This is a genomic window from Archangium sp. (assembly GCF_036277355.1).
GTDB lineage: Bacteria > Myxococcota > Myxococcia > Myxococcales > Myxococcaceae > Archangium.
The window spans coordinates 12,377-31,712 of the sequence record NZ_DASUNC010000150.1; the positions used below are offsets into that span (position 1 = coordinate 12,377).

Here is a 19,336-nt window from a genome sequence, read left to right on the forward strand (position 1 = left end):
CCCTTCCGGGGCGAGTTGGAAAAAATCGACGGGAAGAAGCGGGCAGGCATGCTCGTTGGAGCAGGGATTTTCCGTATTCACCCCAGTCTGGAGGCATCTCCTTCATGCGTCAGTTTCTCTTCGCCAGCGCGGGCGTGGCCGCGCTCGTGTCCGCCGGGTGCGCGACGACCAGCCAGGAGGTCCGCGAGGCGGCTCCCTCCGCTCCGGCCGCCCAGGGCGCCCCCGCCGCCCCGAGCGCCCCGGCCGAGGCCGCCCCGGTGCGGAACCCGCTGCTGGTCCCATGGACCGGTCCGTACGGCGGGGTCCCCCCGTTCGACAAGGTCCGCGTCGAGCACTTCAAGCCCGCGCTCGAGGCCGCCATGGAGGAGTTCCGCCAGGAGATCGCCGCCATCGCCAACGAGCCGGCCGCGCCCACCTTCGAGAACACCATCGCCGCGATGGAGTCCGCCGGGAAGACGCTCGACGACGTGGAGACGCTCTATGGCATCTGGGGCTCGACGCTGAGCGGGCCGGAGCTCCAGGCCATCCAGCGCGAGATGGCGCCGAAGCTGGCCGCCTTCTCGGATGAGATCACCCAGAACGAGAAGCTCTTCCGGCGCATCGAGGCCGTCTACCAGTCGCCCGAGAAGGCGAAGCTGACGCCCGAGCAGCAGCGCCTGACGTGGCTGCGCTACACCCACTTCGTCCGCGCGGGCGCGAAGCTCGACGCCGAGGCGAAGAAGCGCCTGGCCGGCATCAACCAGCGCCTCGCCTCGCTCTACACCAGCTTCAGCCAGAACGTGCTGGCGGACGAGGAGAACTACGTCGTCGTCCTCGAGTCGGAAGCGGATCTCGCGGGCCTGCCCGACTCCGTGCGCGCCGGTGCGGCCGCCGCGGCCGAGTCGCGTGGCATGAAGGGCAAGTGGGCCGTCACCAACACGCGCTCCTCCATGGAGCCGTTCCTGACGTACTCGGCCCGGAGGGAGCTGCGCGAGAAGGTCTGGCGCAACTACGTCAACCGCGGGGACAACGGCGACGCCCGCGACAACAACCAGATCATCACCGAGGTGCTCCAGCTGCGCGCCGAGCGCGCGAAGCTGCTGGGCTACCCGACGCACGCCCACTGGCGGCTCGAGAACGCCATGGCGAAGACGCCCGAGCGCGCCATGCAGCTGATGGAGGCGGTGTGGACGCCCGCCGTCGCCCGCGCCCGCGAGGAGGTCGCCGACATGCAGGCGATCGCCAACAAGGAAGGCGCGAAGCTGAAGATCGAGCCCTGGGACTACCGCTACTACGCGGAGAAGGTCCGCAAGGCGAAGTACGACCTGGACCAGAACGAGGTGAAGCCGTACCTGCAGCTGGAGAAGCTGCGCGAGGGCATGTTCTGGGTTGCGGGCGAGCTGTTCGGCTTCTCGTTCACGCCGGTGAACGACGTGCCCGTGTACCACCCGGACGTGCGCGTCTGGGAGGTGAAGGACAAGGCGAGCGGCAAGCACGTGGGCCTGTGGTACTTCGACCCGTACGCGCGGCCGGGGAAGCGCTCCGGCGCGTGGATGAACGCCTACCGCAACCAGGAGCGGTTCAAGGGTGAGGTCAGCACCATCGTCTCCAACAACTCCAACTTCGTGAAGGGCGCGCCGGGCGAGCCCGTGCTCATCAGCTGGAGCGACGCGGAGACGCTGTTCCACGAGTTCGGCCACGCCCTGCACGGCCTGAACTCCAACGTGACGTACCCGACGCTCTCGGGCACGGCGGTGGCGCGGGACTACGTGGAGTTCCCCTCGCAGTTGCTGGAGCACTGGCTCTCCACGCCCGAGGTGCTGAACACGTACGCGCTGCACTCCCAGACGGGCAAGCCCATCCCCGCGGCGCTGGTGGCGAAGATCGAGAAGGCCTCCACCTTCAACGAGGGCTTCGCCACGGTGGAGTACCTGTCGAGCGCGCTGATCGACATGAAGCTGCACCTCGCGGGCAGCCAGAAGATCGATCCGGACGCGTTCGAGCGCGACACGCTGGGAGCGCTCGGCATGCCCAAGGAGATCGTCATGCGGCACCGCACGCCGCAGTTCGGCCACGTGTTCGCGGGGGACGGGTACTCGGCGGGCTACTACAGCTACCTGTGGTCGGACACGCTCACGGCGGATGCCTTCGAGGCCTTCACCGAGGGCAAGGGCCCCTACGACCGGACGGTGGCCGAGCGCCTGCGCGAGAACGTCTTCTCCGTGGGCAACACGGTGGACCCGGCCGAGGCCTACCGGAGCTTCCGCGGCAAGGACGCCGGCATCGACGCGCTGATGCGCAAGCGCGGCTTCCCGGTCCCGGGCGCGGCGCGGAAGAAGCCGGCGAAGTGAGCTGAGCCGGGCTGTTGTCTCCGGGGCCGGAAGCCGCTGCGCGCCAGTGGCTTCCGGCCCCTGTGTTTCGTGCGGGACGCTTCAGGCGGAGAGGTGCTCGATGAGCGTCTTGGTGCCGATGCCGATCAGCACGATGCCGCCGATGATGTCGAGCTTGCCCTCCAGGGACTGTCCGAACCGGCGTCCCACGCTCACGCCCAGCAGGCACAGGGCGAAGGTGACTCCGCCGATGATGGCCGCCGCCGTCACCAGCCGCACGTCGAGCAGCGGCAGCGTGATTCCCGCCGCGAGCGCGTCGATGCTGGTGGCCACCGCCATGAGCGCGAGCGTCCCGAACTGGAACGGGTTGCGCTCGGGGGCCTCGCCCGGCTCCTTCGCGTCGGGAACCCCCGGGTGCTCGTGGGTGATGGCCTCGTGGATCATCTTCCCCCCGATACCCACGAGCAGCACGAAGGCGACCCAGTGGTCCCAGGCGGAGATGACCTTCTCGAACTGGGACCCCAGCGCCCAGCCGATGACCGGCATGACGGCCTGGAAGAGGCCGAACAGGAAGGCGAGCAGCAGGGCGTCTCGTGCGCGGACGCGCGGCGCCGACATGGCGCTCGCGACGGACACGGCCGTGGCGTCCATGGCCAGTCCCAACGCGAGCAACAGCAGTGTCAACAGCGACATGCGGCCCTTTTGCCCCATCCCCGCGTCGCGCGAAAGCACCATGACGATGCTTTCGCCGCTCACAAGGGGGAGCCGTTGTAGGCGCCCGTGGCCGCGCCATAGCCGATGAAGACGCTCACCATGTGGTTGCGCAGCATGGAGCGGGACTCGGCGCCCACCCAGAAGGTGGCGCTGCCGTTGTAGAGGTGGTTGGCGGGGCCGTGGCGGGGGAGGGTGAGGGCGAGCGCCACGCCGAGGGCGAGCTCGTCACTGGTGTGGCCGGCGAGGGAGAGGAGCGGCTGGAAGCCGCTGAAGTGTTCAGCGGGGAGGCTGCCCTCCTCGCCCTGGAGGACGGCGGCGAGCCAGATGGGCCGGGCCCAGACGCGCAGGCGCAGCATGTCGCCCAGGTTCATGGCGGCGGTGGCCTGGAGATTCAGGGTGAAGAAGGCGGGGGAGGCGAGCGGCTTCTGCCCTCCGCCCTGGATGCCGGCACCGCCCAGGAGGCCGAATCCCACGGGGCCCAGCCAGTACCCGAGGCCGAGGCCGAGGCTGTGCTCCCACAGGTCGGTGGGGCCGTACAGGGCGAGGTCGCTGGAGAAGGCCAGGGGAAAGCCCTCGAAGGCGACGCAGTCATAGCGCAGCCGCCCGCCGAGCCGCGGGCCGGGTTCGAGGCCGAGGCCCGGGGCGTTGTCCAGGTGGGTCACGGTGAGGGCGGCGTTCAGGTCACTCAGGACACTGAGGCCCTCGGCGCGCGCGGTGGGCGCGGCAAGGACAGACACGAAGAAGGCAGACACGCGCAGGAGTCGGAACATCCGGGAGGGCCCTTTCACCCGAGGAGGAGACAGGGCGTGAGGGGCCGCCGTCAAGGTGCCGGGCCCTGGGAGGGCGGCGCGTTCCTGGGCAGCACCATCGTGAATGCCGCGCCCTTGCCGGGCTCGCTCTGGACGCGGATCGCACCGCCCATCGCCTCCACGAGGGACTTCGTGATGTAGAGCCCCAGGCCCAATCCCCCGTAGTGGCGCTCGGAGACGGCCCGCGCGAAGCGCTCGAAGATGCGCGTCTGATCCTCCGGGGCGATGCCGATTCCCTTGTCCTCGACGGTCAGCTCCACGTTGTCCGGGTCCGCCACCAGCCGCAGGGACACCGGCTTGCCCGCTCCGTACTTGAGGGCATTGTCCACGAGGTTCACCACCACCTGCTCCAGGCGCGGTGCGTCCCAGCTGCCCGGGAGCGACGGGGGCGCCTCGACGTGCAGCGGTGTGCCCGCCCGGGCCGCCTGCTCCTCGTGCCGTGATGCCACCTCCCGGAGCAGGGCCGCGAAGTCCATGGCGCGGGGGTTCAACACCATCCGGCCCGCGGAGATGCGTGACACGTCCAGCAGATCGCCGATCAGCTCCGCGAGCCGCTTGACCTGGCCGAGCCCCACCGCCACGTGGGCCTGGACCTCGCGCGCGAAGGGAGAGCCGGGCTGTTGGGCGGCGCGCCGGGCCAGCATCTGCAGCTTGAGGGTCAAGGGGGTGAGGGGGGTCTTCAGCTCATGGCTCGCGACGGACAGGAACTCGTCCCGCAGCCGCACGGCCTCCTGGGCGCTCTTGTAGAGCCGCGCGTTGTCCACCGAGAGCGCCACGCGCCGCGCCAGCTCCTCCGCGACGGACTTGTCCGCCGCCGTGTAGTGGCGCCCCGAGCGGGAGGTGAAGAAGCTCATCACTCCGAGCATGCTCTCCCGGGCCACCAGCGGTACCGCGATGCAGGAGCGCGGCCGCGACTGCTCCCGCCGGCACGGGAGCTCCCCGGTCCGCTCGTCCCGCGGGAGGCAGCCGGGCGTGAAGTGCTCGATGAGCAGCGTCGAGGTGCCTTCCGGCATCAGGCTGAAGCGGGGGCCGGGCGGGGCCAGCGTCGTGTCCTCGGACGCGGCGTGCACGGCCCGTACCCGTTGAAAGGAGCCGTCCGCCTGGCGCAGATCGACGAAGCACCAGTCGGCGAACACGGGCACGGCGAGCCCGGCGGCGGCGGTGAGTGTCTCCGTTTCGTCCAACGAGGTGCCCAGCTCGGCTCCCGCGCGCGCCAGCAGCGCCAGCAACTCCTCGCTGCGCTTGCGGTCGGTCATGTCGATGACGGAGCCGATGTAGCCGAGCAACGCGCCCGAGCCGTCGAAGCGGGGCAGGGCCGACACGCTCACCCAGCGGTACTCTCCATCCTCTCGCTGGAGGCGGTGGTCCAGCCGGAGGGGCTCCCGCCGGGAGAGCGCCGCCAGGACGTGCTCCTTCAGCGCCGTCACGTCCTCGGGGTGCACGGCCTCCAGCCAGCGGTGCCCCAGGCTCTCGGCCTCGCCGCGTCCGGTGAAGGCGTACCAGGGGCGGTTGAAGTACGTGCAGCGCAGGGCCTCGTCCGTCATCCCCAGCATGACGGGCGCGTGGTCGGCCATGTTCCGGAAGCGGGCCTCGCTCTCGCGCAGCGCGGCCTCCACCCGCTTGCTCTCGTCGATGTCGATCGACGTCCCGAACCACTTGGCCACGCGGCCGTGCTCATCCTTCCAGGGGATCGTCCGGGTCAGGTGCCAGCGGTAGCTCTGATCCGAGCCCCGCAGGAGCCGGAACTCGCCCTGGAAGGGCTCGCCCCGCTCCAGGCACTGCCGCCACTGCTCGGCATGGGTGGCGAGATCCTCCGGGTGGGTGGCGTGGACCACCTGGTCGAAGTCCAGGCTGCCCCGGGGGAGGCCGGTGTACTCGTACCATTGCCGGTTGTAGAAATCGTTGCGCCCATCGGTTCCGGCGCTCCACACGATGGCCGGGATGGAGTCGGCCAGCCGTTGGAGCCCATTCTCCGCGTCCTCCGCCCGCTTCCGGGCGAGCACCAGCTCCGTCACGTCGAACGCGAAGGTGGCGACTCCCTCCACGCGGTTCTCGGCATCGTACGTGGGTTGGCAGACGAGGTTGAGGAAGGCCTCCCGCGTGGACCCCCGTGGTTGGAGCAACCGCACGGCGACCTCCCTGGCCGAGACGCTCCTCCCCGTGGTGTAGACCTGATCCAGCATCCTCAGCAGCTCGTGGTGCCCGGCCTCGGGCATCACCTCGCGCAAGGGCCTGCCCACCACCTCGCGGCCCGTCATCAGCTCGCCGTTCAGGGCGTTGGACAGCACGCAGACATGCTCGGGCCCCCGGAACAGGGCGATGTACGCTGGCGCATCCTTCAGGAGCGTATGCAGGCGGATGCGCTCCGCCTCGGCCTGCCTCCGGGCGGCGTGCTCGCGCTCGAGCAACTCCACCCGCTCGGCGTTGCTCCTGCGCAGGGTGACGTTCAGCCAGGTGATCAGCGTCGCGATGAGCGCGAAGAGTCCCAGTGTCAGCAGGTTTCCCGCGCGCGGCCCGGACGGCGCTCCGGGGGCCAGGAACAAGCGACCGACGAGCAGGACGGAGAGCGAGATGTTGGCGATGGCCGGCCCCCATCCTCCCCACCACCCCGCCACCATGATGGCGAGGAAGAAGAGCATGAAGGGCGCGATGTGCAGCAGGGGCCAGAGCGCCTGCTCGGCCAGGGCCGCGAGAAGGCAGCTCAGGAGGGCCACCGCATAACGCCCCGGGAGGGAGGCCAGTCGCCGGCGTCCCACGGATGTCCTGGCAGCGCGTGACGCATTGTCTCTCATGACTCCGTAAGCCTTGCCATCTCCTCCATCCCCGCCAATGCCCCTCGGGCCGAGGCGAGACTCGCTCGGGCGTGCGGTCCCGCGGCACCCCCGGATGCACGAAGGCCCCGGGTTCTGGTGAACCCGAGGCCCTCGATACCCTCACCCCGGGGGGCTTGCCCCCCCTTTGAACGACGGGGGGATCCTCTCCCGGAGGGAGAGGGGAGCTGTGCTCGGTGGGGTGTTCTGTGCGGGGAGGCTACGCCGCCGTGCGGTGCATGTACTCGATCAGGTCGATCTTCGTCACGATGGCGAGGATCTTCTCGCCTTCCTTCACCACCGCGACCTTGTCCTGGTTGAAGACCTCGCGCAGCCGGTTGAGGCTCGTCTCCGGCGACACCACGCCCTGCAGCGGCGCCACGATGCTGTCGATGGTGTCCGCGAACTTCGCCTTGTTCGCCACCAGCGCGTTGAGCAGGTCGTACTCGTGGATCATCCCCACCGCCCGGCCGTCCTCGCTCATCACCGGCATCTGGCTGATGCCGTGCTGGCGCATGGCCTCCACCACCTGGTCCACCCGCTGGCCCTTGCGCGCGGTGATCACCGCCCGCTTGCCGCTCAGCAGATCCCGCACCGTGCCCGCGCCCTTCTCCTCCAGGAAGCCGTTGTCGCGCATCCACTCGTCCGAGTGGAACTTGCTGACGTAGCTCATGCCCGTGTCCGGCAGGACGACGACGATCGTCTTGCCCTTGCCCACTTCCTTGGCCAACTGCACCGCCACGTGCACCGCCGCGCCCGCCGAGCCTCCCGCGAAGATGCCCTCCTCGCGCGCCAGCCGCCGCGCCGCCACGAAGCTCTGACGGTCATCCACCTGCCGGATGTCGTCCACCACCTTGAAGTCCATGGCACCGCACAGCATGTCCTCGCCGATGCCCTCGACCTTGTACACGTGCGGCTCGGTCAGCTTCCCCGTCTTGAAGTAGCCCTCGTACACCGAGCCCTCCGGGTCCACGCCCACGTTCTTCAGGCCCGGAATCTTCTCCTTCAGGAACTTGCCCGCGCCGCTCATCGTGCCGCCCGTGCCCAGGCCCGACACGAAGTAGTCGATCTTCCCGTCCGTCTGCTCGTAGATCTCCGGACCGGTGATCTTGTAGTGGGCCTCGATGTTGTCCGGGTTGTGGTACTGGTTGAGCATGAACGCGCCCGGCGTCTCGCGGTGCAGCCGCTTGGCCGTCTCGTAGTAGCTGCGCGGATCCTCGGCCGGCACGTTCGTCGGCGTCACCACCACCTGCGCGCCCATCGCCTTGAGGCGGTTGATCTTCTCCAGCGACATCTTGTCCGGCATCGTGAAGATGCACTTGTAGCCCTTCACCGCCGCCGCCAGCGCCACGCCCATGCCCGTGTTGCCGCTCGTGTTCTCCACGATGGTGCCGCCGGGCTTGAGCTTCCCCTCCTTCTCGGCCTTCTCGATGATGTAGAGGGCCATGCGGTCCTTGATGGACGCGCCGGGGTTCATGAACTCGCACTTGACCAGCACGGTCGCGTCATTGGGGCCCACCAACCGGTTGAGCTTCACCAGGGGCGTGTGGCCGATCGCGGAGAGAATGTTGTCGTGGATTTCCATCTGAAGCTCTCTTGGGGAAGGGAGAAACCGGCGCCCTTATAACTGCCCCGGTGATGCCGGTCGACCTCGGCCGGCTGCCCGCCCCCCTCTTCGAGAGAACACCTTCGAGGTTCTCCCGCTTTCCGACACGGTGCGGCGAAGTCCGGGCCCGGACAGCAGGCGGCCACCCGGGCCCCGGGTTCCTCCTGTCGGGCATACGACCGCTCGTGAAGTGTCCTCGCACAGGAGCTTTGACCCGGGTGCCCGGCACTCCCATACTGCCGCGCCTCCTCTCACGAACCTCCCAGGAGAATCGTCTACTTATGGAAATCGAGGCCGCGCTTCGCGACCAGGTAGGGAAGGCCATCGGCCGCCCCGTTCCCCAGGCCCCCATCAAGAAGCTCAAGGGTGATGCGAGCAACCGCTCGTACTACCGCGTGGGGACGGCCCCCGAGAGCTGGGTGGTCATGGTGATGCCCCTGGATGCCTCGAAGAAGAGCGAGGAGGCCTCCAAGGGCGAGCCGCCCAAGGAGCTGCCCTTCGTCAACGTCCACCGCTACCTGGAGAAGCTCGGCATCCGCGTGCCGCGGATTCTCCGCTTCGACGAGCCCGCCGGGATGATGGTGCTGGAGGACCTGAGCGACATCACCTTCGAGGCGGCGCTCGAGGGCGGCAGGAACAACCAGGCCCTCTACACCCGGGCGGTGGACCTGCTGGCCCGCATGCGCGCCCAGGCCGAGCGGCTGCCGGACCCGGACTGCCTCGCCTTCACCCGCGCCTTCGACGAGGACCTGTACGACTGGGAGCTCCACCACTTCCGCGAGTGGGGCCTCGAGGTGTGGAGCGGCAAGAAGCCCACCGACACCGAGCGCGCCGAGCTGGACCGGACGTTCCGCGACATCGCGAAGCAGCTGGCCGCCGCGCCCCGGGGCTTCACGCACCGCGACTACCAGAGCCGCAACATCATGATGAAGGACGGCGAGCTGGTGGTCATCGACTTCCAGGACGCGCTCCAGGGCCCGCGCCAGTACGATCTGGTGGCGCTGCTGCGCGACAGCTACGTGGAGCTGGACCGGGGCTTCGTGGACACGATGCTGGACCGGTACATCGCCACGTTCGCCGAGGTGACGGGCGAGCGGATCGACCCGAAGTCCTTCAAGGCCTTCTTCGATCTGCTGACCATCCAGCGCAAGCTGAAGGACGCGGGCCGCTTCGAGTTCATCAACCGGGTGAAGGGCAACCCGGGCTTCCTGGTGTCCATCCCCGCGTCGCTGCGCTACGTGCGCGATGCCTTCAAGCTGCGGCCGGAGCTGAGCGGACTGCAGAAGCTGATTGCCAGGTACGTGCCCGAGGTGGGCTGACAGGAAGGGGAGGGGCGGCACATGAAGGCAATGGTCCTCTGCGCGGGGCTGGGTACGCGCCTGCGTCCGTTCACCGAGCGTTGGCCCAAGCCGGCGATGCCGTTCCTCGGGCAGCCCCTGTTCCGCTACCACCTGGCGGTGCTGCGGGCGGCCGGAGTGCAGGGGGTGGGCATCAACACCCACCACCTGCCGGACGTCATGGCGGCCACCGCTCGCGCCGAGTGCGCGCGCGTGGGCCTGCCGCTGCACGTGGTGCACGAGCCCGTCATCCAGGGCACGGGTGGCGGCATCCGGGGCCTGCGCGACTTCCTCGCGGGGGATGACTTCATCGTGTTCAACGGGGACATCCTGTTCCCGGTGGACTTGAGGCCCGTGGTGGCGGCGCACCGGGCCTCGGGCGCGGCGGCCACGATGGTGCTGCTGCCCATGCCGGAGAACGAGAAGTACGCCGCGGTGGAGATGGACGCGCAGCAGCGCGTGCGCCGCATCGCGAGGTTCGGGCCCGGGGGCGAGGGGCTGTCGCCCTGGCACTTCACGGGGGTGCACGTGATGTCCCCGCGTGTCTTCGACTTCATGACGCCCGAGGGCCCCGAGGACATCAACCGCGACGTCTACGTGCGGATGATCGAGGCGGGGCTCATCGTGCGCGGCGAGGTGGTGCGCTCGTACTGGTCCGATCTGGGCACACCCTCGCGCTACCTGTCCACGGTGCGCGATGTGCTCTCCGGGCAGGTGGCGCTGGAGGGGCTGGGCGCGGACTCACCGTTTGTTTCGGCGCCGCGTGCACAGGGGAATTACTGGGCGCATCCGTCCGCCCGCGTGGGTGGGGCCCAGGTGACGGGGCCGGCGCACCTGGACGCGGGGTGCTCGCTGGCGGAGGGGGTGCGCGTGGGGGCCTCGGTGTCCGTGGGCGCGCAGGCGCGCGTGGGCGCGGGGGCCCGGCTCGAGCGCTGCGCCATCCTGGAGGGGACCGAGGTGGCTCCCGGCGAGGAACTGGTCGAGGTGATGGCCTGGGGGGCACACCGGGTGCCCGCGCCGCTCACCCCGTAACTCGCTGCCCATCACGCTGGTTGCGAGTTCTCGCATGACCTGACCGGGGGAGGCGTGGTCTTCCCGCGGCTCTCGGCATCTACTGCTTCCCGGCTCTGCTCTTGTCTGGCCCCGCGGAGTGGGAGGTGCTCGTGAGTGCCGGTCTATCCATGTCTCGGGTCGCGCGGCATCGGGCGGCCCTGATCCTCGTCTGGGTGGTCACGGGATGTGTCACGGAGCCGGCAGGCAGGTGCCTCCCACATTGAATGCGGAGGGGCCACGGTCCGGCCCGTCATCCTCCCTCCAAGCGGTGCCGTCTCATTGCCTGTTGGCGATGAGTGACAGCCCGGCAGCGGGTGGAACGCCCTCTGGCGCGGCCATCCAGGGCTACGATGTCCCCGGCCGGAATCCGGGTTCGCAGACGCCCTGGCAGTTCTTCTTCGGCAACGCCGCACACCGGTTGATTGCGTACATGTACGGCGTGAATCACCCAGGCCATCAGACCTACTACAACAGCAGTACCCTCTACTCGATCATCAGGGACACGCGGCTGGGTGACTCTTCCCGCCTGCTTCCGAATGAGCGCCCGCTACGCCCGGACATCACGGACGTGACCGCCCGGCATCTCTTCGAGATCAAGCTCTGGCATGAGCAGGCCCTCGAGGAAGGCCGACAGGAAGTGCGGACCTACCTTGCCGCGCTGAATCGGGTTGTTGCGCCGGACATGAGCTTCTCGGCAGGAACGGACTTCCGAGGAGAAGTCCTGATCCGTTTCGCGCGAGGGCAATACATCTGGCGCCTGACGTGGTGGGTCGCCGAGCCGGGAGTGGTCCAGTACCGGTGGACGCGTAGCCAGAGGCGCTTCGAGTCCGAGGTGGCGGCGTATGAGGACGGGCAATGGGTGACGCTCATCCAAGAGGAAATGGCTCAGTACGGAGGTTGGGTGGGGCAGGCCGTGGAGGAGATGGTGGAGCGGCGCGAGCGGCTCGCCACCTTCAGCGGGGCCGTTGGCATCGTCATCGAGGTTCTGGGCAACGCCGCGACGGGCTTCTTCTCGGGTGCGATTCTGGGCCGGATGGGCTCGGGTCCTGGGGCGAAGCAGCCCCCCAGCCAGGGAGGAGGGCAGGTCATCCCCTTTCCATCACCTTCGTCACCCATCGCCCCCCCGGTGCGAGTGCCCGCCGCCGCCTCGGGCATGCCCCTTCCTCGCGGATGAGCCGCTTTGATAGGACGCGCTTCATGTCGCCCGGGCCGTCTTCTTCTCTGTGGATGCCGTCCTTCCTTCATGGGGCCTACTCCTCGGTCCAGCGGAAGACGAGGAAGGAGGGGCTGCGGTGTGGCGAGCAGTATCGAGAGGACGGCTCCTTCCCCGTTCCCCGGCAGATGTTGGAGGTCCCCTCCGGAGAGGTGGTGGTGGCGCACGAGGGGGTGGACTTCCAGCGTGAGCGCCCGGCCTGGCGGCTGTACCTGCTGTCCAACCTCAAGCAAGGTTTGTGGGAGGCCCTGGACTGGCCGGGGACGTACGAAGTGGACGACCTCTACGAGGCCACCTGTCGCGAGACGGCCTGGGGAGCGCTGTACTTCGCGATGGGGCGAACAGCTCCGATGAGTGCCGAGCGTGTGGCCCTCCGCCTTCAGGCCGTGCTGCGTTTCTGGGAGCCGCTCCAGTCCGTGCGCTACCTCTTCAGCTCCCCGACGGCCGCGCTCACCTTGGAGGAAGTGATGCGGGCCTCCTGCGACTGGGCGATGGATGCCTGGTGCCCGGAGGGAGATTCCTCGGTCAGGGCGTGCCTGGACGCGGCGGCGGAGCGCATGGGACGTGCGAGCCGGGAGGACAGTCTCGAGGCCATCCTCCGGCAGATGCCCCGTGTTCTCACCTTCGCGCGTGGCTTGAAGCACCAGGAGGTGGTGGCCGACCCGTCATTCCAGCGCCAGCGCTTCTCCCTGCTCGACCCACACGCTTTCGAACGGGTGTCCGGCGCGTGCACGTCGGAACTGCTGGGCCAGGTGTATGCCTGGGACCGGCAGCTCGGAGCGGTCTAGTCGCATTCCGAGCAGCCGCCGCTCACCCCGTGACGCTCAGTTGGCGTGGAAGCGCGCCAGCACGCAGGTGACGTTGTCGTTGCCGCCCGCCGCGTTCGCCATGTCGATGAGCTGCGAGCACGCCTTCTCCAGCTCGTTCGTCCGCGACAGGATCTCCTGCATCTGCGGATCCGTCACCATGCCGGACAGCCCGTCCGAGCACAGCAGGAAGACGTCGCCCTGCTGCGGCTCCACCTTCGCCACGTCCACCTGCACCGTCTCCTTCATCCCCAGCGCGCGGACGATGACGTTCTTGTGCGGGAAGTTCTCGATCTCCTCCGGCGTGAGCTTCTTCGCCTTGAGGTAGTCGTTGAGCAGCGAGTGGTCCTCCGTCACCTGCCGCAGCACGCCCTGGCGGAAGAAGTACACGCGGCTGTCGCCCACGTGCCCCACGTACGCCGCCGCGTCCGTGAAGTGCACCGAGACGATCGTCGTCCCCATGCCCTTGTACTTCTGGTCCGTGCTGGCCTTGTCGAAGATGCTCTTGTTCGCCAGCTTGATGCCCGTGGCCAGCCGGTTCTCGTCGTAGTTGCGGCCCTTCTCCATCTTGAAGGGCCACGTGGCGTCCTCGTCGCGCGACGTCATCCGGAAGAACTCGGCCAGCTCCTCCACGGCGATCTTCGAGGCGATCTCCCCGGAGGAGTGTCCGCCCATCCCGTCGGCGACACAGCACAGGTTCTCGTCGGTCAGAATGAGGTAGTTGTCCTCATTGTGGTTCCGCTTCATCCCGACGTGGGTGTGGCCAGCAACCTCGATGCGCATGCTCGCGGAGTCTCCGACGTGTCCAGGGGGGGCCGTGGACGGGGGGGCAGGTTAACAAAGCGTGACGAAGGGGGTCAAAACCCCAGAAGCCCGGATGGCTGGTCTGTTCACTCCCCTTCGGGGTTCAAACCACCGGCTCGAAGACGAGCCGGTCCCCATCCCGGGTGCCGCTCGCCTGCAGGGCTCCCGCCGGCAGCTCCAGCACCGACTTCGCCTGGAAGTACACCGAGGTCGCTCGCCAGGGGGGCAGGGCCACGAACTGCTTGACGATGACCCCGTCCCGGTCGAGGAAGGCCACGTCGATGGGGATGCGCATGAAGAACGTATGGATGGAGTTGCAGGGCACGATGTGCAGCCCCTCCCCGAAGGCCAGCGACTTGCGGCCCATCAACCCCACGAACCGGTCCGCGAAGGACTCGGCCCGCTCGGCGCGGTCCGCCAACAGCCGCTGCCGTGTCACATTGTTCACCTTCAGGCGCATGCAGCGCCTTCTACCCCATGCTCCAGCCCCTGGCGCGTCCCTTCCACCTCGTCCTCGTCTCCCCCCAGATTCCCCCCAATACGGGCAACATCGCCCGGCTGTGCGCCGTCACCGGCTGCCGCCTCATCCTCGTGGAGCCCCTCGGCTTCTCCATCGATGACCGGCACCTCAAGCGGGCCGGGCTCGACTACTGGGACAAGGTCTTCCTGAAGCTCTACCCGGACTACGACGCCTACCTGGCCGAGTGGCCCTCGGCCAGGCGCTTCCTGTTCTCCGCCCGCGCCGCTACATCCCTGTATGAGGCCCGCTTCGAGGAGGGGGACCACCTCGTCTTCGGCTCGGAGACCCAGGGGCTGCCGCAGGACATCATGGGAGGGGGCTCGGGCACGGCCGTCACCATCCCCATGCTGCCCGAGCGCCGCAGCCTCAACCTGTCCACCGCGGTGGGAATCGCCGCCTATGAGGCCCTGAGACAGGTGCGGTTCGGCGCGGCGGGCGGGCGGACGGGCGGCACGCCGAGTTGAGGGGAGGGGCGGAAGGACTACACTGGGGGCCGCATGCCCCCCTCGCAGGTCGCCGAGACGCTGTACTCCGCCCACAAGTCCCGCTCCACCGGCCGGCTCACGCTGCACGCCGGTGGCCGCGAAGCGCTGCTGTTCCTCCAGGGAGGTGACCTGGTGGGGACGCGGCTCGGCTTCGGCTTCCAGACGCCGGTGCAGGCGCTGATGCAGGCCGGGCGCATCCGCGCCGAGCTGCTGGATGCGCTGTGGGCCCGGGAGAGCGCGGGCTCGCCGGACGAGGAGCTGCTGGAGGAGCTCGGGCTGGCGCCGGACGCGGTGGCGGAGCAGAAGGTGCTCGCCGATGTGCGGCGGTTGAGTCAGCTGGCCGAGCGCGCCGCGTTCGAGGAGGGTGGGGTGGAGGCGATGTTCCGCCCCATTCCGGGGACGCGCGTGGTGCGTGCCGCCCTCGAGCCCGCGGGCGCCGAGGCCCCCGAGCCCCGCATGTACCGCTGCGAGGATCCGGGCCTGTGTGCGCCGTGGGTGGCGAGCGCCGAGGAGATGGCGCTCCTGCTGAAGCTGGCGGAGTTCCAGCGGCTGGAGGCGCTGACACCCGCGCAGGAGGTGCTGCTGCACGTCCTCGAGCGCGAGGGCCTCGTCGAGTCGCTGTCCCTCGAGGCCTGGGAGGCCCGGGAGCGGGCCCGGCGCGAGGAGGAGGCCCGGCGGCGCGCGGAAGAGGAAGCCCGGCGATTGGCCGAGGAGGCGCGGCTCGCCGAGGAGGCCCGGCTGGCGGAAGAGGCTCGGCTCCGGGCGGAGGAAGAGGCCCGGCTGGCCGAGGAGCGGCGGCTGGCGGAAGAGGCGCGGCTGGCGGAAGAGGCCAGACTCGCCGAGGAGGCTCGGCTCCGGGCGGAAGAAGAGGCCAGGCTGGCGGAGGCGGCGCGTCGCGCGGAAGAGGCGCGGCTGGCTGAAGAGGCACGGCTGGCTGAAGAGGCTCGTCTCGCGGAAGAAGCTCGTCTTGCCGAGGAGCGACGGCTGGCGGAAGAGGCCAGACTCGCCGAGGAAGCCCGTCGTCGGGCGGAAGAAGAGGCGCGCCTCGCGGAAGAAGCTCGCCTTGCCGAAGAGGCACGGCTGGCCGAAGAGGCTCGCCGCCTGGCGGAAGAAGCTCGGCTCGCGGAAGAGGCGCGATTGGCTGAAGAGGCGCGTCTCGCCGAAGAGGCGCGTCGCGCGGAAGAGGCCAGACTGGCCGAAGAGGCGCGATTGGCCGAGGAGCGACGGCTGGCCGAAGAGGCTCGCCTTGCGGAAGAGGCCAGACTCGCTGAAGAGGCACGTCGCCGGGCGGAGGAAGAGGCACGGCTCGCGGAAGAGGCACGATTGGCCGAAGAAGCACGTCTGGCTGAAGAGGCCAGGCTTGCGGAAGAGGCCCGTCGCCGCGCGGAAGAAGAGGCACGTCTCGTCGAGGAGGCCAGACTCGCCGAGGAAGCCCGTCGCCGAGCGGAGGAAGAGGCTCGGTTGGCCGAAGAGGCACGTCTCGCCGAAGAGGCACGTCTCGCCGAAGAGGCTCGGTTGGCCGCGGAAGCCCGCCGCCGAGCGGAGGAAGAGGCTCGCCAGGCTGAAGAGGCACGTCTCGCTGAGGAGCAACGGCTCGCGGAGGAGGCACGTCTCGCCGAAGAGGCGCGATTGGCCGAACAGGCTCGGCTCGCGGAGGAGGCTCGGCTGGCCGAAGAGGCCCGTCGCCGCGCGGAAGAAGAGGCACGGCTGGCCGAAGAAGCCAGACTCGCGGAAGAGGTTCGGCTGGCCGAAGAGGCTCGCCTGGCCGAAGAGGCCAGACTCGCCGAGGAAGCCCGCCGCCGAGCGGAAGAAGAGGCTCGACTGGCGGAAGAGGCGCGGCTGGCCGAAGAGGCACGTCTCGCGGAGGAAGCGCGCCTGGCCGAAGAGGCACGGCTGGCCGAGGAGGCTCGTCGGCTCGCGGAAGAAGAGGCGCGCCGCGCGGAGGAAGCTCGACTGGCCGAAGAGGCCCGGCGGGCGGAGGAAGAGGCACGGCTGGCCGAGGTGGCACGTCTCGCCGAGGAGCGACGGCTCGCGGAAGAGGCACGCCTCGCGGAAGAGGCTCGGCTGGCTGAAGAGGCCAGACTCGCCGAGGAAGCCCGCCGCCGCGCGGAAGAAGAGGCTCGCCTGGCGGAAGAGGCGCGGCTGGCCGAAGAGGCACGTCTCGCCGAGGAGCGGCGGCTCGCGGAAGAGGCACGTCTCGCGGAGGAAGCGCGTCTCGCCGAAGAGGCTCGGCTGGCCCAGGAGGCTCGTCGGCTCGCGGAAGAAGAGGCGCGCCGAGCGGAGGAAGCTCGACTGGCCGAAGAGGCTCGGCTCGCGGAGGAAGCGCGGCTGGCCGAAGAGGCGCGTCGTGCCGCCGAGGAGGCAATGCTCGCCGAGGAAGCCCGGCGCCGAGCGGAGGAGGAAGCCCGGCTCGCCGAGGAGGCCCGGCTGGCGGAAGAGGCTCGTCTCGCCGAGCAGGCGCGGCTTCTGGCGGAAGAAGAAGCCCGGCGTGCCGAGGAGGCGCGTCTGGCCGAAGAGGCTCGCCTCGCCGAGGCCGCACGCCTCGCCGAGCAGCAGCGTTTCGCCGAGCAGCGTCGCGTCAACGAGGTCTCCCAACTCTCGGATGTGGCCTTCATCGCCGAGGCGGCCGAGTTGCAGGATGGCGAGTTGATCCTCACCGGTTCGCCGAGCGAGCCGCTGGTGCCCGCGCGTCCGTCCGGAGTCAGCTATCTCTCGGGAGCCGCAGCCGCTCCCGTGGCGGCGGGTCCGCGGACCGACGCCCGCTCCGAGGCCTCTCTCTCCGAGGTCGCGCCCGCCTCCGAGGTCTGGTTCGACGCGGTCCCCGCCGAGAGCACCGCCGAGCTACCCGCGCAGGAGGACACGGAGGGGCTGCGCCTCGCGCGCGAGCAGGCGGATGCCGCGCAGATGCACGACATGGAGGAGGCGATGCGGCGGGCCGGGCCCGCTGCTCCCGAGTCCTGGCTCATCGAGGAGCCCGCTCCCGCGCCCGTGGCCACCGCGTCCGCCGCTCCGGTGTCCCAGGTGGCGGTGGATGAGCTGAGTGCCGATCTGGACTGGGGCGACCTCGTGGCTCCCGAGCCGCCCGCCTCCGCCGCGCCCGTTCCCGTGGCTCCAACGCCCGCCGCGCCGCCCATGGCCGCGCGCCCGCCACCCGCCGCGTCTCCTCCGGCCGCGCGCCCGCCGTCCGCCGCGCCTCCCTCTGCCGCGCCGCCTCGGGCCGCTGTTCCTCCGGGTCTCCGTTCGCCCGCGGCCAGTGCGCCGGCTCCCGTTCCCCCGGGCCTTCGTTCGCCCGTGGCCAGCACGCAGGCTCCCGCGGCCCGTGGGCCGGCTCCCGCCCCCAGCGCACCGGCTCCGGCTGCTCCGACGGCGTTCGTTCCTCCGAACCTGTCGTCCCGCTCCGGTCCTCCCGCTGCCCCCGCTGCCGCTGCCGCTCCTGCCCCGGCTGCCGCTCCTGCCCCCGCTGCTGCTCCCGCCCCCGCTGCCGCGCCTGCTCCCATGCAGCCGCTCAAGCTGGGGCCCGACGCCGCGCGTCCCACGGCGGACGATGATCTCTGGGGAATGGCCTTCGACAACGCTCCCACCGTCGAGGCCGCTGGCGACATCAACGCCTCCTTCGAGGCCGCGTTCCAGCAGGTCGATGCCCACCTGGAGTCTCTCGCCCGCCCGGATGCACCCCAGGCCTCGTCCGCGCCGGTCGCCTCCGCCGTCGCGCCCGCCCCCGTGGCCGCGCCTCCGTCTCCCGCGCCAGCTCCGGCCCCGGCCGCTCCGGCCCAGGCCCGCGACGCCAGCGCGGCCGATGCGTGGGACGACCTGTCCCTCGGCGAGGATGACCTGGCGGATGAGCCCTCCGACGAGGCCGCGAAGGCCCGCCGCCAGGCCCTGCTCCAGCGGGCCGCGCAGCTCGGTTCCCGTCCCGCTCCGCCACCCGGTGCGCCCGCCGCGCCCGCGTCGTCTCCCGCTGGCCCCCCTCAGCTCCTCTCCGAGGAGCAGCAGCTGGCCCAGCTCGCGCAGACCATCGAGAAGCGCTACGAGGAACTGCAGGCCAAGCGTGAGCACTTCACCACGCTGGGTCTCCCCATCGACCCGGAGGTGAAGAAGGAGCAGGTGAAGACCGCGTTCCTCGGGCTCGCCAAGCGCTTCCACCCGGACCGGCTGCCCCCGGCGCTCTCCGCGCTCTCGCCCAAGATGACCGCCGTCTTCGAGGCCATCCGCGACTCCTACGAGGTCCTCTACGACGACAAGCAGCGCGCGGCGTACCTCCAGGAGCTGCGCACCCAGAGCGCGCCGCAGGCGAGCACCCGGCCCCCAGGAGTCGATCCGAACGATCTCTTCAAGATGGGCGAGGTCTTCTTCCGCAAGCGGGACTTCGTGGCCGCGGCCGAGCACTTCGAGCGCGCCTACAACGCCGAGCCCAAGGCGGTGTACCTCGCCGCCCGGGCGTGGGCCATCTACATGGACCCTCAGCGCAAGGCCGAGATCCCCAAGACGAAGCAGATGATGGCCGAGGCGCTCAGGCTGGACGCCAACTGTGATCGAGCGCACTACCAGCTCGGCGTCATCTCCCGCGTCGAGGGCGACATGGCCCGTGCCGAGCGCCACTTCCGCGAGGCGGTGCGCGCCAACCCCAAGCACCTCGAGGCCAACCAGGAGCTGCGCCTGATCGAGATGCGCAAGAAGAATCCGCCTCCCCCCAACAAGAAGGGTGGCCTTTTCGGCTGATCGCCCCCGGCTCGGTTGGACCCCCACGCATCCCCGGGTCCGGAGCCGTGCTTTCCCCGGAATCCCGCCCGCCTGGTTGGGGGCCGTCCGGGGTGCCCGTGCGGGCGGGGAGGGTGCCCGTCTCCCCGGGCGCCAGACGAGGACCCGCCTC

13 protein-coding genes are annotated in these 19,336 nt (G+C 69.9%); 7 read left to right on the forward strand and 6 right to left on the reverse strand.

Going from position 1 to position 19,336, the window contains the following annotated elements; genetic code table 11:
• Positions 1–104 precede the first annotated feature (104 nt).
• Positions 105–2,330 carry a M3 family metallopeptidase gene (locus tag VFZ09_RS37135; protein WP_329732506.1) on the forward strand — a complete coding sequence of 742 codons (2,226 nt, stop codon included), beginning with the start codon at positions 105–107 and terminating at the stop codon, positions 2,328–2,330.
• Between the two features lie 81 nt (positions 2,331–2,411).
• Here VFZ09_RS37135 and VFZ09_RS37140 read toward each other — a convergent pair whose 3' ends face one another.
• From VFZ09_RS37140 to VFZ09_RS37155, 4 genes are all read right to left on the reverse strand, one after another.
• A complete protein-coding gene (locus VFZ09_RS37140) occupies positions 2,412–3,044 on the reverse strand; it encodes a manganese efflux pump MntP family protein (RefSeq protein ID WP_329732507.1) in 633 nt (210 codons plus the stop codon).
• Positions 3,045–3,061: 17 nt separating this feature from the next.
• Positions 3,062–3,793 carry a hypothetical protein gene (locus VFZ09_RS37145; protein WP_329732508.1) on the reverse strand — a complete coding sequence of 244 codons (732 nt, stop codon included), beginning with the start codon at positions 3,791–3,793 and terminating at the stop codon, positions 3,062–3,064.
• A 50-nt stretch (positions 3,794–3,843) separates the two neighbouring features.
• Positions 3,844–6,588 carry a PAS domain S-box protein gene (locus VFZ09_RS37150; protein ID WP_329732509.1) on the reverse strand — a complete coding sequence of 915 codons (2,745 nt, stop codon included), beginning with the start codon at positions 6,586–6,588 and terminating at the stop codon, positions 3,844–3,846.
• A 274-nt stretch (positions 6,589–6,862) separates the two neighbouring features.
• Complete coding sequence (locus tag VFZ09_RS37155; protein WP_329732510.1) at positions 6,863–8,227, reverse strand: pyridoxal-phosphate dependent enzyme; 1,365 nt, start codon at positions 8,225–8,227, stop codon at positions 6,863–6,865.
• Between the two features lie 302 nt (positions 8,228–8,529).
• Here VFZ09_RS37155 and VFZ09_RS37160 point away from each other — a divergent pair, with 302 nt between their 5' ends.
• The 4 genes from VFZ09_RS37160 (at position 8,530) to VFZ09_RS37175 (ending at position 12,639) form a co-directional block, all read left to right on the forward strand.
• Entirely contained in the window at positions 8,530–9,567 is a 1,038-nt protein-coding gene (locus tag VFZ09_RS37160; RefSeq protein ID WP_329732511.1) for an aminoglycoside phosphotransferase family protein, read from the forward strand.
• 21 nt (positions 9,568–9,588) lie between these two features.
• Entirely contained in the window at positions 9,589–10,617 is a 1,029-nt protein-coding gene (locus tag VFZ09_RS37165) for a sugar phosphate nucleotidyltransferase (protein ID WP_329732512.1), read from the forward strand.
• Positions 10,618–10,930: 313 nt separating this feature from the next.
• On the forward strand, positions 10,931–11,812 hold the full coding sequence (locus VFZ09_RS37170) for a hypothetical protein (RefSeq protein WP_329732513.1): 882 nt from the start codon (positions 10,931–10,933) through the stop codon (positions 11,810–11,812).
• Between the two features lie 23 nt (positions 11,813–11,835).
• A complete protein-coding gene (locus VFZ09_RS37175; RefSeq protein WP_329732514.1) occupies positions 11,836–12,639 on the forward strand; it encodes a hypothetical protein in 804 nt (267 codons plus the stop codon).
• A 36-nt stretch (positions 12,640–12,675) separates the two neighbouring features.
• On the opposite strand, the gene VFZ09_RS37180 is transcribed toward VFZ09_RS37175, so the two are convergent.
• Positions 12,676–13,440, reverse strand: a complete 765-nt coding sequence (locus VFZ09_RS37180) for a Stp1/IreP family PP2C-type Ser/Thr phosphatase (protein ID WP_329732515.1) — start codon at positions 13,438–13,440, stop codon at positions 12,676–12,678.
• 124 nt (positions 13,441–13,564) lie between these two features.
• Positions 13,565–13,921 carry a DUF192 domain-containing protein gene (locus tag VFZ09_RS37185; protein ID WP_329732516.1) on the reverse strand — a complete coding sequence of 119 codons (357 nt, stop codon included), beginning with the start codon at positions 13,919–13,921 and terminating at the stop codon, positions 13,565–13,567.
• A gap of 17 nt (positions 13,922–13,938) precedes the next feature.
• Here VFZ09_RS37185 and VFZ09_RS37190 point away from each other — a divergent pair, with 17 nt between their 5' ends.
• Positions 13,939–14,445 (forward strand): tRNA (cytidine(34)-2'-O)-methyltransferase, encoded by a 507-nt coding sequence (locus tag VFZ09_RS37190; protein WP_329732517.1) that lies wholly within the window; start codon positions 13,939–13,941, stop codon positions 14,443–14,445.
• Positions 14,446–14,478: 33 nt separating this feature from the next.
• Positions 14,479–19,185, forward strand: coding sequence for a J domain-containing protein (locus VFZ09_RS37195; RefSeq protein WP_329732518.1), 4,707 nt, complete (start codon positions 14,479–14,481; stop codon positions 19,183–19,185).
• The last annotated feature ends 151 nt before the right edge of the window (positions 19,186–19,336 follow it).

Bases quoted from the DNA above. Each gene is read 5' to 3' on its own strand.
- VFZ09_RS37135 (WP_329732506.1), top strand. From the start codon at position 105: ATGCGTCAGTTTCTCTTCGCCAGCGCGGGCGTGGCCGCGCTCGTGTCC.
- VFZ09_RS37140 (WP_329732507.1), bottom strand. From the start codon at position 3,044: ATGGTGCTTTCGCGCGACGCGGGGATGGGGCAAAAGGGCCGCATGTCG.
- VFZ09_RS37145 (WP_329732508.1), bottom strand. From the start codon at position 3,793: ATGTTCCGACTCCTGCGCGTGTCTGCCTTCTTCGTGTCTGTCCTTGCC.
- VFZ09_RS37155 (WP_329732510.1), bottom strand. From the start codon at position 8,227: ATGGAAATCCACGACAACATTCTCTCCGCGATCGGCCACACGCCCCTG.
- VFZ09_RS37160 (WP_329732511.1), top strand. From the start codon at position 8,530: ATGGAAATCGAGGCCGCGCTTCGCGACCAGGTAGGGAAGGCCATCGGC.
- VFZ09_RS37165 (WP_329732512.1), top strand. From the start codon at position 9,589: ATGAAGGCAATGGTCCTCTGCGCGGGGCTGGGTACGCGCCTGCGTCCG.
- VFZ09_RS37170 (WP_329732513.1), top strand. From the start codon at position 10,931: ATGAGTGACAGCCCGGCAGCGGGTGGAACGCCCTCTGGCGCGGCCATC.
- VFZ09_RS37175 (WP_329732514.1), top strand. From the start codon at position 11,836: ATGTCGCCCGGGCCGTCTTCTTCTCTGTGGATGCCGTCCTTCCTTCAT.
- VFZ09_RS37180 (WP_329732515.1), bottom strand. From the start codon at position 13,440: ATGCGCATCGAGGTTGCTGGCCACACCCACGTCGGGATGAAGCGGAAC.
- VFZ09_RS37185 (WP_329732516.1), bottom strand. From the start codon at position 13,921: ATGCGCCTGAAGGTGAACAATGTGACACGGCAGCGGCTGTTGGCGGAC.
- VFZ09_RS37190 (WP_329732517.1), top strand. From the start codon at position 13,939: ATGCTCCAGCCCCTGGCGCGTCCCTTCCACCTCGTCCTCGTCTCCCCC.
- VFZ09_RS37195 (WP_329732518.1), top strand. From the start codon at position 14,479: ATGCCCCCCTCGCAGGTCGCCGAGACGCTGTACTCCGCCCACAAGTCC.